This is a genomic window from Mesorhizobium sp. CA5, from assembly GCF_020165105.1.
GTDB lineage: Bacteria > Pseudomonadota > Alphaproteobacteria > Rhizobiales > Rhizobiaceae > Mesorhizobium.
On record NZ_JAIUHJ010000004.1, the window covers coordinates 224,923 to 238,095 of the forward strand.

Consider the following 13,173-nt stretch of genomic DNA (forward strand, 5'->3'; position numbering starts at 1 on the left):
CGGCTTTCGAGCGAGCATCCTTCGCACTTTGCCGGCACCGAGCGGAAGCCCGGACGGTTACGACGAGTTGACAGTAGAACGCTTACAGCTATTAGTAAAGAGTATTAGTTTTGGGCTGAGGCGCGTGCTTTCGAAGCGGAGGAGACGCTGGTCGAAAGATGCGCCGGGAGTGAGGAGAGCACGTGCGCAAAAGCGTTCTATCGCACGGAAACCCGTAGGAATTGTCAGCGCTGCTGACCTTATCGGACTGATTTCGTCGCGACGCGGCGCGGCCGGCGATTTGCATGTCGCGCTTGATAATACTTATTATCAATAGTGTGTTTCAGATGAGCGTGCCGACCATCTTGCCGTTGCAATCGGCCTTTGCTTTGGTGCCGGCCGGGTTTGGGAACCGACCATGAGTGAACCGACGGAACTGCGCGATCCTCCCGGGGCTTCCAGGCGCCGCAAGCCGGCCGCCAAGCCCAAAGGACGTGTCACCATGACCGACATCGCGCGCGCCGCCGGCTGCTCGCAGGCGACGGTCTCGTTCGTGCTCAACAATTCGCCGGGCATCAGGCTGTCGCAACAGACACGCGACCGGGTGATCGAGGCGGCCAGAGCGCTGGGCTATTCGCCGCCGGTCTTTTCCGCGCTGCGGCCGCCGGTGACGCCATTCGAGGGCCTGGATGGCGTCATCGGCTTCGCGGTCGACCAGCTCGCCACCAGCCCCGAGGCGGTGGTCGCCATCGAGGGCGCGCGGCAGGCCTCGTGGAACGCCGGCAACGTGCTTCTGGTGGCGCAGACCATGGGCGACGCGGTGATGGAGCCGCGCGCCATCCAGGCGCTGACGGGGCGCGGCATCACGGCATTGATCTATATGACCATCTTCACCCGCGAGATCGCCGCGCCGGATTTCCTCTACAGCCTCGAGATGCCGGTCATCCTGCTCAACTGCTACACCGCCGATTATGCCTTCCCGGCCGTGGTTCCCTCCGAGATCGCCGGCGGCCAGAGCGCGACGAGACACCTGATCGGCCATGGCCATCGCCGCATCGCCACCATCACCGGCGAGCCGTGGATGCAGGCCGCGCAGGATCGGCTCAAGGGCTATCGCCGCGCTCTAGCCACCGCCGACATCCCGTTCGACCCGGAACTGGTGGTCGAGGGCGACTGGTCGGCCAGCGCCGGCTATGCCGCGACGGTCAAGCTGCTCGGGCTCAAGGACCGGCCCACCGCCATCTTCTGCCAGAACGACCGCACCGCGATCGGCTGCTACGAAGCGCTGAAGGAAGCCGGCCTGCATATCCCGCAGGACATCTCCGTGGTCGGCTATGACGATGAGGAGATCGCCCGCCATCTGTTCCCGCCGCTGACGACCTCCATCCTGCCGCATCTGGCGATGGGCCAATGGGCGATCGAGCAGTTGGAGACGCCGCCGACGCCCGGCCGCGGCCGCTATCCGATCACCAAGTTGGAGTGCCCGCTGGTGGAACGGGAGAGCGTGGCAGGCGTGAAGGGATAGGATATCCCAGATCGCCACTTCAAGGCTTGAAACGTATTGACGTTGTACTGACAATCACTAGATATCTGTCCCTGACACAGGAGGATTTCGATGGCGCAGTCCAGTCATGCTGGCAGCAATCGCAACGCAGTTCGCAAGGATGATGTGATTCAGATCCGCGCTTCGGCCGAGACGAAGGCCATTCTCAACCGCGCCGCGAGCTTGCGCGGGCAAAAACTGTCGGAGTTCATGCTGGACAGTGCGCGCAAGCAGGCTGAGGAGACCATTCTCGACCAGCGTGCCTTCTTTCTCGATGCCGACGCGCATGAGAAATTTCTTGACCTGCTTGATGCTCCGAACAAGCCGTCGCAAGAGCTCCGCGGCCGCATGACGCGCAAGCCAGCCTGGGAGCGCTGATGCCCGCTGGGCAATCGCAAGGCCCGCGAGTCCGTGCTCCGGAACGGCTGACCATCAGTCATGATGTCGCAGAATTTCGCAACGGCAGGCATCCCACCCTTGATGACTGGCTGCGAAACCGTGCCCTCGCCGGCGAGGGATTGTCTGCCCGAACCTATGTCGTCTGCGACGCGGGCACGAAAAATCGTGTCGTCGGTTACTACGCGATCTCCACGGCGATGGAAGAACGGGTCGCGCTGCCAAGCGCCAAGCTACGCCGGGGCATGCCTGAACAGGTTCCTTTGCTGCTGATAGGCCGTCTGGCGATCGATCAGGCGTTCCAGGGAATGGGCCTCGGGGGCGACCTGCTTTCCGATGCGCTCCGGCGTTGCCTCGCGGTTTCGGACATTGCCGGGGTTCGTGCCGTGGTGGCGCACGCCATCGACGACGACGCCGTTGGTTTCTACCAGCGTCACGGCTTCACTATTTCTCCGCTGGGCGAGCGCGTCATGCTGATGCCGATCGAGACGATACAGGCGCTGTTCTCGAAAACTTGAGGCGAGTTGCATGACGAGGAGATCGCCCGCCATCACTTCCCGCCGCTGACGACCTTGCCGCATCTGGCGATGGGCCAATGGGCGATCGAGCAGCTCGAAACGCCGCCGACGCCTGGCCGCGGCCGCTATCCCATCACCAAGCTGGAGTGCCCGCTGGTGGAACGGGACAGCGCGGGGAGTGTACCCGCACAATTCCGATGACCCGGCCCCGAGACCGGCCTATGATGAGTGAGCGTGTGTTCCTTCCCAACAGGAAAAACGCTCATGTGGCCGAACCGCCGTTTATGCGATCTTTTCAAGATCGAGCATCCGATCATCCAGGCGCCAATGGCGGGCTCGGCGACGCCGGAACTCGCCGCCGCGGTGAGCAATGCCGGTGGGCTGGGGTCGCTCGGATGCGCATCGATGCTGCCGGATGGCCTGCGCAACGTTGCGCGCCAGATGCGCGCCTTGACCGTGCGTCCCTTCAACCTCAACTTCTTTGTTTTTCCCAGACCCGACACCGGCGACACCGTGCTGACCCAGGTCATCGACAGGTTGCGGCCCTACTACGAGGAGCTGTCGCTCGGCGAACCCTCGCGGAGGCTTCCGCCGATCGGACCAGGTTTCGACGAAGAAAAGCTTGAACTGCTGCTCGAGATCCAGCCGCCGGTCGTGAGCTTTCATTTCGGCATTCCGGATGCGGCTGCCATCGGCAGGCTGAAGCAGGCCGGGATCGCAATCATCGGCACCGCGACCAATGTCGCCGAGGCGCGCAAGCTCGCCGACGGTGGAGCCGACGCGGTCATAGCCCAGGGCTGGGAGGCGGGAGGTCACCGCGGTTCGCATGCTCCCAATGGTCCTGGCGACGGCGTTGGAACGATGGCACTGGTTCCCCAGGTCGTCGATGCCGTCGAACTCCCGGTCATTGCCGCGGGAGGCATCGCCGACGGCCGCGGCATAGCGGCCGCTTTCGCGCTTGGCGCCAGCGGTGTGCAGATCGGCACCGGCTTCCTGTCCTGCGACGAAGCCGGCACGGACGCACCTCGCCGCGCCCTGATCCGCACGGCGACCGACATGGGCACGATGGTCACCGATGCCTTCACCGGCCGCGCGGCGCGGGCCAGACGCACCCGCTACGCCCTGGAAATGGAGGAGAGCAGGGTGCCCCTTCCGGACTTCCCGCAAATGGTCGCGCTCAGCGCTCCGCTCGGCGGCGACAAGGATTTCGCCTTCCATCTCTATGGGCAGGCGGCGGCGCTGAACAGGGAGCTTCCGGCCGGACAACTGGTGCGAACGCTCGTGGCCGAAACGGGCGAAGTGTTCGACGCTCTCTCGACCGGCAAAACGACGCCTGCGTGAGCGAAGTCTTCGTCGTCGACGTCCCCGATAAGCTTTTAACCCGCCAGTCGACTCTGGATTGCGAAAAGATCAGCCGGCAAGTAGCGATGCCATACGGTCGCGATCGATGATGTTGGGATTCGGCGGCAAGGGGCGACCGTCCAGTTCGGCCAGTTTTGCCGCGACATGCGGTCTGGCGACGACATCCTGCGGCAGCGAAACGCACATGGCGATCTCGATCACGCCGCGAAACACGTCGGCATCCTCGCTTGCGGCAGCGAAAAGCCGGGCCATGACCGGATTGGGCGGCGGAACAGGAAGGCCGTCGGCCAAGGCATTCATCTCCGCGATCCGGGCACGGTCGGCGGCGATCTGGTTGCGATAGAACGGGCCGACCTGGCGCTCGGTCTCGACATCGTATTCCCGCGAGAATTCGGCAGGGTCGCCGATGTGCCGGCGAGCGATATTCCTGAGCACCTGCGCGTGCAGAAGGCCGACGCTCAACCCCCGCCCGGCGGACGGATTGGTGCAGGCCCAGGCATCGGCCACAGCCGCAAACCCGGTGACGACAGGCTGGCCGTCGACGACAAACCGCCGGTAGCGGTCGAGAACGCCTGCCATCAGCAGGACGTGCGTGATCGGCTCGCCGTCAAGCCAATGGGCTTGCGTCGGACATGCCGTTACGACACGGTGGAAGGTGGCGGTGTCGCGCAAAGCGCGCATGGCCTTGTTTCTCGCGGAGGTGAACAGGGTGACCGACCAGGTGTCGTTGTCGCCATCCAGTGTGAGAATCGAGAACAGCCCCATCGGAGTGAGCAGGCGGCCCTTTCGGCGCGGCCGCTGCTTGCCCGTGAAATAGCGAGTGAAATAGACGAAATTGCTGTCCTCGGCTTCCTCGCTCGGACTGCGGCCTCCGGCGGCAACGATCCATGTGCAGGCAGGGCTTCGCCGCCCCATCGCATCGATCACCAGGTCGGCGCGAATCTCTTCGCCGGACGTGGTGCGAACGCCCGCAATATGCGGCACGCCGGGAATGGCTGAGGCGCCTGTGATAAGCTCGCGAACCTTGATCCCCCGCCGGACCGTCACATTGGGCGCCGCTTGCGCCATCTCGGCCGTGGCCCATTCGATCACCGGCCGCCGGCCGGTGACGAAGCGCATGGCTTCGTCACCCGGGCGGGGCGCCCTGTCCGTTATCGTCGGCGGCAACAATCGAGGGTCGAAGAAATCCATCCAGACGCAGCCGGCGCGCAGCAAAATATCCGTCAGCCCCGGCAACTCCTGATCGGCGACCATCCGGAAACGCGAGCTGAGGTTGTGAGGCTGCCTGAACTGCGCAACGCCGGGGCGCTCCCAGTCCCATCCTTGACTGGAACTCGAAGGTCGGTCCGCCGGATCGGCCTCGAGGACCGTCACGTCATGACCGTCGCGGCCAAGCATGGCCGCCGTGCACAACCCGATTACGCCTCCACCGCAAATCAGGATCTTGCTCACCCCGTCCCCCAATATCCGCGAGGGTCCGGCGCTATATTAGCTTCTGCACACAGTCCCGGCAACGTGCCGGGCCGCCAGCGCCCACCGCTTGTGTGCGGTCACGGAACGATCCGCTGCTTTGGCTGCTTGGCATGGCTTCCGTGGAAGTCTAGGTTGACTTCAACGAAGGGAGGGCGGGATGACATCAAGTTTCACCGTTCACGCGGCGTCGGGCTATGAGCAACTGATGGGGCGCTGGAGCCGCAGGCTCGCGCCCAAGTTCATCGATTTCGCCGGTCTGGCCGGCGGCGAAAAAGTCCTCGACGTGGGTTGCGGCACCGGCAGCCTGACCTTCGAGCTGGCGAAGTCAGGCGATCTCACCGAGATCCAGGCCATCGACTTCTCGCCGGTCTTCGTCGCGGCGGCGAAGGAGAGGAACACCGATCCGCGCGTCACCATCCAGCAGGCGGATGCCACCGCCTTGCCGTTCGCCGATGATGCGTTCGACCGCGCGCTGGCGCTGCTGGTGCTGCACTTCGTGCCGGAGGCCGGCAAGGCGGTGGCCGAGATGCGCCGGGTGACGCGGCCGGGCGGTGTGGTCGCGGCCGTGGTCTGGGACCATTACGGCGGCATGACCGGCATGCGCATGATGATCGACACAGTTGCGGCGCTCAGCGAAAGCGGGCGTCAGCTGCGCAACCGCTATTGCTTCCAGCCAATGATGCAGCCGGGCGAGATGAAGCGGACCTTTGTCGAGCAGGGTCTCGTCGGTGTCACCGAGGCCGAGCTGATGATCCGAATGGACTACGCGAATTTCGACGACTTCTGGGTGCCGATCGGCGCCGGCGAAGGCCCGCTCGGCAAATACATGACCACATTGGATGCAGCCGAGCGGGAGCGTGTCGAGGCCGCCGTCCGCGATGCCTATCAAGCCGGCCGGCCGGATGGCCCGCGATCCTTCGCCAATGTCGCCTGGGCCTGCCGCGGCATCGTTCCCTGAGACATAAGCCGGCAATGCGTCAGTTGCCGGCGGCCACCGTGACATTGATCTCCCAGCCGTCGACCCACACCTGCCGCAGCCGGTCGCCTTCGCCCTTGAACCATTGGCCGGCCGCCCGGCAATCCTCGATGCGGTCGCTGCGGAAATTGCGGATGGCCTGGCGCAACTCGCACCAGGCGACGATGTTGGCCGTCTCGGCATAGTAGATCAGGGCGACCGGGCGAATGATGCGGCCGGTCGGACGTCCCGCCTCGTCGCGATAGGAGAGGTCGAGTTTCTCCTCGTCGCGGATGGCGCGGCGGACCAAAGCGAGGTCGACGGCCGACGCTGAGGGCGCGGCAAAGCCCCAGGCATGGAGCGCATTGGCGTCGAGCGTCTGCCGCAAAGGCGGCGGCACGGCGCCGGCGATCTTGGCGCCGACGCGTTTCGCAGCCTGCTTGAGTTCGTCGTCGCCTGTGCGCTCCAGCAACGCCAACGACAGGACGATCGCTTCCATCTCCTCGATGGAAAACATCAGCGGCGGCAGGTCGAAGCCTGGTCGCAGGATGTAGCCGATGCCGCGTCCGCCCTCGATGGGCACGCGCATTGCCTGCAGGGCCGCGATGTCGCGATAGACCGAGCGTGCAGTCACTTCCAGCCGCTCGGCGATCGTCGCCGCCGTTACCGGCTTCCTGGCCAGCCGCAGGATCTGGATGATCTCGAACAGGCGCGAGGCCTTGCGCATTTTCTCACCCGGCTGAAATGCAACTGACACATCCCCGTCAGTTGGAATGCCCTATAAGGCCGCCTACCCGCTTGAAAATCAACAGATTCCTTTGCGTGCAGGCGGATAATGCGACAGGCAACTGACATGAGCTATGGCGAAAATCTCTGGCTGTTCTTCGTGCTTCTGTTCGGCATCATCGCCGTTCCGGGCATGGACATGCTGTTCGTGCTGGCCAATGCGCTGACCGGCGGCAGCAACAGGGGCCTAGCCGCCACCGCCGGCATCATGCTGGGCGGCGCAGTGCATACGCTGAACGGCGCGATCGGCGTCGGGCTGCTCATGCATTTCGTGCCGATCCTGTTCACGCCGCTGCTGATCGCCGGCGCCGCCTACATGGCCTATATCGGCATTTCGCTGATGCGCAGCTCGATCACCGTCGGCGACAACGGACCAACGGGGAGCCGCTCGGCCTGGAAGGCGTTTCGCCAAGGCCTGGTCACCTGCCTGATCAATCCGAAGGCCTATCTCTTCATCCTTGCCGTCTATCCGCAATTCTTGAAGCCGGCTTACGGTCCGATCTGGATGCAGGCGACGATCATGGGGTTGCTGACGGTCGCCACGCAGGCCGCGATCTATGGCGGGCTCGCCGTCACGGCGGGGCGCAGCAGGCAGATGCTTGTGGCCAATCCCCGCGCGACCGTTCTCGCCGGGCGCATGGCAGGGCTGCTGCTGTTCGTGGTCTCGATATTCACGGCGTGGGAAGGTTTGAGGGCGGCGTGATCGCCGCCCTCTGCATTTCCCTTAAGCCGCGCCCTGCCGGCTGGCAAGCATCTCCCGCTTCACCGACCGCCGCCATTCGACCGCGCCGGCGAGGCCGTGCAGCACCGTTTCCGTGATAGCCCAGTCGATGCAGCCGTCGGTGATGCTCTGGCCGTAGACCAGCGGCTTGCCGGGCACGACGTCCTGCCGGCCGGCGACGAGATTGCTCTCGATCATGACGCCGATGATGCGCTCGTCGCCCGCGGCAACCTGGCCCGCAACGTCATGCGCGACCTTCGGCTGGTTCTCCGGCTTCTTGGCGCTGTTGGCATGGCTGACGTCGATCATCAGCCGCGGCGCGATGCCGATGCGGACGAGCTCGGCCGCGGCGGCCTCGACGCTTGCGGCATCATAGTTCGGCGCGACGCCGCCACGCAGGATGACATGGCAATCCTCGTTGCCGGTGGTCGCTGCGATGGCGCTGCGGCCGCCCTTGGTCACCGCCATGAAATGATGCGGCTGGGCGGCGGACTTCACCGCCTCGCCGGCGATCCTGAGATTGCCGTCGGTGCCGTTCTTGAAGCCGACCGGGCAGGACAGGCCCGAGGCCAGCTCGCGGTGGATCTGGCTTTCGGCGGTGCGGGCGCCGATGGCGCCCCAGGCGACGAGGTCGGCGATGTATTGCGGGATGGTCATGTCGAGGAACTCGGTCGCCGCCGGCAGGCCGAGATTGTTGACGGCCGACAGAACGTTGCGCGCCATGCGCAGCCCCTTTTCGATGTTGAAGCTGCCGTCGAGGTCGGGATCGTTGATCAGGCCCTTCCAGCCGACCGTGGTGCGCGGCTTTTCAAAATAGACGCGCATGACGATCTCGAGCCGGTCGGCCAGGGCCTCGCGCAGCGCCGCCAGACGGCTGGCATAGTCAACGGCCGCGACCGGATCGTGGATTGAACATGGGCCGACGATGACAAGCAGTCGATCGTCGGCCCCCGAGAGGATCGAATGGATGGCGTTGCGCGAGGCGGCGACGGTGCGCGTCGCGGTGAGCGAGCGCGGTATCTCGCGCATCACCTCGTCCGGCGTGCTCAAGGCTCTGATTTCGGTGACCCGAAGGTCGTCTGTGGTGGTCAACACGGCTTTCTGCTCCTGGTTTAGGAGACCTGCCGGCTGAAACAAAAAAAGCCGCCAGGTCTGGCGGCTTGTCGGATTTTCGATCTAGAGTTTTCAGATCGAGCGCAATCCTCCCGCCGCCAGCGAGCTGAAATAAAAGTACCAAAACGAGGCGGTCAGGTGGATCATGCGGTTCATATAGTCGATGTCGAAGCGCTTGTCACGCGCCTGTTGAGGCTGGCAATTTCGGGTGGGGCCGACCCTTCGCGATTTCGTCATTCCAGGGCGAAGCAGGAGCGAAGCTCCGTCGCGAAGACCCTGGAATCCATGCCGTTACCTTGGCCGAAGAGCGCGGCGATGCATAATTCTGGACCGCAGCAACGCTCCGGAGTCGCGGCATGGATCCTCGGGTCTGCGCCGCGTCGCTTCGCTCCTTGCTCCGCCCGTGGATGACGAAGTGACCTGCGTCGCCGCCAGGCTCCCCTGCGACTACTCCCCGATCACCCCGGCAATATTCTGATCATAGTCGACCAGCGAGCCGGTCATGACGCCCGCCTGCGGGCTCAGCATGTAGGTGATCAGCCGGGCAAGCTGCGCGGGCTTGACCAGCTGGCCCATGGGCTGCGCGGCCTCGGCCTTCTCCAACCAGTCATCCGACGCTCCGTGCCATTTTTTCTGGACGATCGCCTCGCCCTCGGTGTCCATCCATCCGGGCAGCACCGCATTGCAGCGGATGCGGTTCCGCCGGTAAGCGCTCGCGACATTCTTGGTCAGCGTCATCAGCGCGCCCTTGCTGGTCGAATAGGGCGTCAGGAAGGACTGGCCGGCATGCGCCGACATCGACAGCACGTTGACGATCGAGCCCGGCGCCTTGCGTTCGAGCAGATGCGCGACGAGGCCCTGCATCAGGAAGAAGGGGCCGCGGACATTGGTGTCGAAGATCTGGTCGAAGAGTTCTTCAGTGGTCTCCACCAGCGACCCCCGCGCGGAAGTAGCGGCGGCGTTGACCAGCGCGTCCAGTGTTCCGAAATGCTTGATCGCTGTCTCGACGGCGCGCTTGCAGTCGGCGACCTTGGCGACATCGGCGCTGATGAAGATGGCGTCGACGCCGTTCTTCTTCAGCGCCGCGACCGCTCTGTCGCCCTTTTCCTGCGAGCGGCCGATCAGGGCCAGCGCGCGGCAGCCCTCATCGGCAAGCGCTTCCGCAACCGCGAAGCCGATGCCCTGCGCGCCGCCGGTGACGATGGCGCGCGTTTGTGAATTGCGACCGGCCAAACCGTTCATCGCTGTGCTCCTCAATCCGTATTCAAATTTCAATCGACGCGGATGGTCTTGCCCGTCTTGGCCGACTGCAAGGCCGCGTCGGCCAGCTTCAGCGCGATCAGCCCGTCCTTGCCGCTCGGCGCCGCCTTCTTGCCGGCAGTTGCCGCGGCGATGAAGGAGGCGATCTCGTTGGCATAGGCGTCGATGTAGCGGGTCATGAAGAAGTCGTGCAGCGGCGGGCGGGTGTAGCCCTTGTCGTTGGCGAGCTCGATCGACACCGGCCGCTGGTTCTCGGCCGCGACCATGCCCTTGGAGCCATGCACCTCGATGCGCTGGTCGTAGCCATAGGTGGCGCGGCGCGAATTGGAAATGACGGCCTGCTTGCCGGAGGCGGTCTCGAGGATGACGCTGACCGAATCGAAATCGCCGGCTTCGCCAATCTTCTTGTCGACCAGCACCGAAGCGTGCGCGCTGACCGCCACCGGCTCCTCGCCGAGCAGGAAGCGCGCCATGTCGAAATCATGGATGGTCATGTCGCGAAAAATGCCGCCGGAGCGGGCGATGTAGTCGAGCGGCGGGGCGCCCGGATCGCGCGAGGTGATGGTGACCATCTCGACCGTGCCGATGGCGCCGTCGTCGATCGCCTTGCGCACGGCGGCGAAATGCGGGTCGAAGCGGCGGTTGAAGCCGACCATCAGCGTGGCCTTAGTCTTCTCGACAACGGCAAGGCACTGCTCGACCCGCTCGACGGAGAGATCGATCGGCTTCTCGCAGAAGATCGCCTTGCCGGCCTTGGCGAAGCGCTCGATCAGATCGGCATGGGTGTCGGTCGGGGTGCAGATGATGACGGCGTCGATGTCCTTGGCCTGCTCGATGGCATCGATCGTGCGGACTTCGGCGCCGTAGGCGGAGGCGAGCTCAGTCGCCGCTTTCTCGAAGGCATCCGCGACGGCAACCAGTTTTGCCTGCGGATTTGAGCCGACGGCGCGGGCATGCACCTTGCCGATACGACCGGCGCCGAGAAGAGCGAAGCGGAGAGTCATGGAATATCCTTCGAGATGGTTCAGAAAGCTGTCCGCGCCGCCGGCGCGGATGATTGGTTGATCCCGTCGCGGCGTCCGTCAGGCGGCCTGCAGTTCCGCCTGTCCGGTCTTCGCGCCGGTGATGTAGGCGACGATGTCGTTGCCGTCGGTGTCCTGCTTGCGCAAATTGGCGACGATGCGGCCGCGGCGAAAGACGACGATGCGGTCGACCAGGTCGAACACCTGGCGCATGTTGTGGCTGACCAGGATCAGTGGCTCGCCGTTTTCCTTCAGCGTACGGATGATGTTTTCGACCTGCGCGGTTTCCTGCACGCCGAGCGCTGCCGTCGGCTCGTCCATAATGATCAGCTTGGAGGCGAAGGTCGCGGTCCGGGCGATCGCGACGCATTGGCGCTGGCCGCCGGACATATGGCGGATGGTGCTGGAGAGGTTGGGGATCTTCACCGCCGTGCGGATCAGCGCCGCCTCGGTCGCCTTGCGCATCGCCTTGCGGTCGAGGATCGAGAAGGGTCCGAGATTGAAGAGCACCTTCTCGCGGCCGAGGAACAGGTTCGACGGCACGTCGAGATCGTCGGCCAGAGCGAGGTTCTGGAATACGGTCTCGATGCCCGCCTCGCGCGCCTCGATCGGGCCGGCGAAGTTCACTTCCTTGCCGTCGAACCAGATCTTGCCGTCGGTGCGCTGCTCGACGCCGGTGATCTGGCGCACGAAGGTCGACTTGCCGGCGCCGTTGTCGCCCATGATGGCGACATGCTCGCCCTTGCGCAGCTCGAAATTCGCCTCCTGCAAGGCGTGCACGCCGCCATAATGCTTGGTGAGGTTTTCGGTCTTCAGAACGATGTCCGACATGGTCAAGCTCCTATCGCGCGGCGGCGCTGGCGCCATTGATCGAGAACGACCGCGCCGACGATGATCACGCCCTTGACCATCTCTTGATAGTAGGCGTCGAGGCGCAGGAAGGTGAAGCCGGAAATGATGACGCCGAAGATCAGCGAGCCGATCACGGTGCCGATGATGGAGCCGCGGCCGCCCGACAGCGAAACGCCGCCGATGACCGCCATGGCGATGGCATCGAGCTCGTACATGACGCCCATGCCGGCCTGGGCGGTGAGGTTCTTGGAGCAGAGCACCACGGCGGCAAGCGAAGCGAGGATACCGGCGATGGCGTAGACCAGTACCTTGTGGTTGGCGATCTTGATGCCCGACATGCGCGCGGCATCCTCGTTGGAGCCGATCGCATAGCAATGCTTGCCGTATTTCGTATAGCTCAGGATAAGCTGGAACAGGAGCGCCAGCGAGATGAAGATGACGACAGGCATCAGGCCCTTGCCGATGGCCGCGAAGCTGTCGGTCGGGAACGAGATCGGCTGGCCCTTCGACCACCATTTTGCGATGCCGCGGGCGGTGACCATCATGCCGAGCGTGGCGATGAACGGCGGAATGCGGGTATAGGCGATCAACAGGCCGTTGATCAGGCCGGCGATCAGTCCGCAGCCGATCGCGACCAGCACCGGCACGATGACCGGCAGGTCGGTCCAGCCATAATCGATGAACATCGCCTTGGGATTGGGATTGCCGTTGACGGTCGCGACCTGGGCGAAGCTCATGGCGATCATGGCGGTCGCGCCGACAATGGAGCCCGAGGACAGGTCGATTCCGCCGCAGATGATCACCTGGGTGACGCCGATAGCGATGATGCCGACGATCGAGACCTGCAGGATGATGATCTGCAGGCGCTGCTCGTTGAAGAGGCCCGACACATTCTCGCGCGTGTTGAACAGGAAGCTGTCGCCGAGGAAGACGCGGCCTATCAACTCGAAGGCGACGACGAGGATGACCAGTGCCAGGAACACGTTGAACTCGGCCGGCCATGGACGCTTCTTGGCGTCATAGCTCAAACCGCCAATGCCATGCGATGTCTGTGACACGTCTTCTTCCTCCGAATGACCGCGCCCCGTTCTCCCGCCCTGTCGGGCGGGAGAGGAACAGAGCGGCGCCGCTTCGCCAGCAGCCGATTTCAGCCAGTCCGATGCGTCGCGGCACCACCCCGCGGTTTGTCTTCA

The 13,173-nt window shown here is 64.4% G+C and carries 13 protein-coding genes and 1 pseudogene; 7 read left to right on the forward strand and 7 right to left on the reverse strand.

The window, feature by feature from the left end:
- Nucleotides 1-481 precede the first annotated feature (481 nt).
- From LB529_RS07685 to LB529_RS07705, 5 genes and pseudogenes are all read left to right on the forward strand, one after another.
- Nucleotides 482-1,504, forward strand: a complete 1,023-nt coding sequence (locus tag LB529_RS07685; protein WP_140843704.1) for a LacI family DNA-binding transcriptional regulator — start codon at nucleotides 482-484, stop codon at nucleotides 1,502-1,504.
- 90 nt (nucleotides 1,505-1,594) lie between these two features.
- Nucleotides 1,595-1,900, forward strand: coding sequence for a DUF1778 domain-containing protein (locus LB529_RS07690; RefSeq protein WP_224708655.1), 306 nt, complete (start codon nucleotides 1,595-1,597; stop codon nucleotides 1,898-1,900).
- Complete coding sequence (locus LB529_RS07695; RefSeq protein WP_224708656.1) at nucleotides 1,900-2,436, forward strand: GNAT family N-acetyltransferase; 537 nt, start codon at nucleotides 1,900-1,902, stop codon at nucleotides 2,434-2,436. Before LB529_RS07690 ends, LB529_RS07695 begins: the two co-directional genes overlap by 1 nt.
- Nucleotides 2,437-2,448: 12 nt before the next feature.
- Nucleotides 2,449-2,637: pseudogene (locus tag LB529_RS07700) on the forward strand (LacI family transcriptional regulator); the annotation flags it as partial.
- A 63-nt stretch (nucleotides 2,638-2,700) separates the two neighbouring features.
- Nucleotides 2,701-3,777 carry an NAD(P)H-dependent flavin oxidoreductase gene (locus tag LB529_RS07705; RefSeq protein ID WP_224710721.1) on the forward strand — a complete coding sequence of 359 codons (1,077 nt, stop codon included), beginning with the start codon at nucleotides 2,701-2,703 and terminating at the stop codon, nucleotides 3,775-3,777.
- 69 nt (nucleotides 3,778-3,846) lie between these two features.
- On the opposite strand, the gene LB529_RS07710 is transcribed toward LB529_RS07705, so the two are convergent.
- Nucleotides 3,847-5,250, reverse strand: a complete 1,404-nt coding sequence (locus tag LB529_RS07710) for an FAD-dependent oxidoreductase (RefSeq protein ID WP_224710722.1) — start codon at nucleotides 5,248-5,250, stop codon at nucleotides 3,847-3,849.
- A 178-nt stretch (nucleotides 5,251-5,428) separates the two neighbouring features.
- On the opposite strand from LB529_RS07710, the gene LB529_RS07715 reads away from it, so the two are divergent.
- Nucleotides 5,429-6,229, forward strand: coding sequence for a class I SAM-dependent methyltransferase (locus LB529_RS07715; RefSeq protein ID WP_224710723.1), 801 nt, complete (start codon nucleotides 5,429-5,431; stop codon nucleotides 6,227-6,229).
- Between the two features lie 19 nt (nucleotides 6,230-6,248).
- On the opposite strand, the gene LB529_RS07720 is transcribed toward LB529_RS07715, so the two are convergent.
- Nucleotides 6,249-6,953: a helix-turn-helix transcriptional regulator gene (locus LB529_RS07720; protein ID WP_224710724.1), complete on the reverse strand. Its 705-nt coding sequence runs from the start codon at nucleotides 6,951-6,953 to the stop codon at nucleotides 6,249-6,251.
- 126 nt (nucleotides 6,954-7,079) lie between these two features.
- On the opposite strand from LB529_RS07720, the gene LB529_RS07725 reads away from it, so the two are divergent.
- Nucleotides 7,080-7,715 carry a LysE family translocator gene (locus tag LB529_RS07725; protein WP_224710725.1) on the forward strand — a complete coding sequence of 212 codons (636 nt, stop codon included), beginning with the start codon at nucleotides 7,080-7,082 and terminating at the stop codon, nucleotides 7,713-7,715.
- Between the two features lie 21 nt (nucleotides 7,716-7,736).
- Here the strand turns inward: LB529_RS07725 and LB529_RS07730 are convergent, their stop codons facing one another.
- The 5 genes from LB529_RS07730 to LB529_RS07750 form a co-directional block, all read right to left on the reverse strand.
- A complete protein-coding gene (locus LB529_RS07730; RefSeq protein WP_224710726.1) occupies nucleotides 7,737-8,828 on the reverse strand; it encodes a 3-deoxy-7-phosphoheptulonate synthase in 1,092 nt (363 codons plus the stop codon).
- A 465-nt stretch (nucleotides 8,829-9,293) separates the two neighbouring features.
- Nucleotides 9,294-10,088: an SDR family oxidoreductase gene (locus LB529_RS07735; protein ID WP_224710727.1), complete on the reverse strand. Its 795-nt coding sequence runs from the start codon at nucleotides 10,086-10,088 to the stop codon at nucleotides 9,294-9,296.
- 29 nt (nucleotides 10,089-10,117) lie between these two features.
- Entirely contained in the window at nucleotides 10,118-11,110 is a 993-nt protein-coding gene (gene iolG / locus LB529_RS07740) for an inositol 2-dehydrogenase (RefSeq protein ID WP_224710728.1), read from the reverse strand.
- A gap of 78 nt (nucleotides 11,111-11,188) precedes the next feature.
- Nucleotides 11,189-11,959: an ATP-binding cassette domain-containing protein gene (locus LB529_RS07745; RefSeq protein ID WP_140858779.1), complete on the reverse strand. Its 771-nt coding sequence runs from the start codon at nucleotides 11,957-11,959 to the stop codon at nucleotides 11,189-11,191.
- Nucleotides 11,960-11,961: 2 nt separating this feature from the next.
- Nucleotides 11,962-13,038, reverse strand: coding sequence for an ABC transporter permease (locus LB529_RS07750; protein WP_095768206.1), 1,077 nt, complete (start codon nucleotides 13,036-13,038; stop codon nucleotides 11,962-11,964).
- Nucleotides 13,039-13,173: the final 135 nt, after the last annotated feature.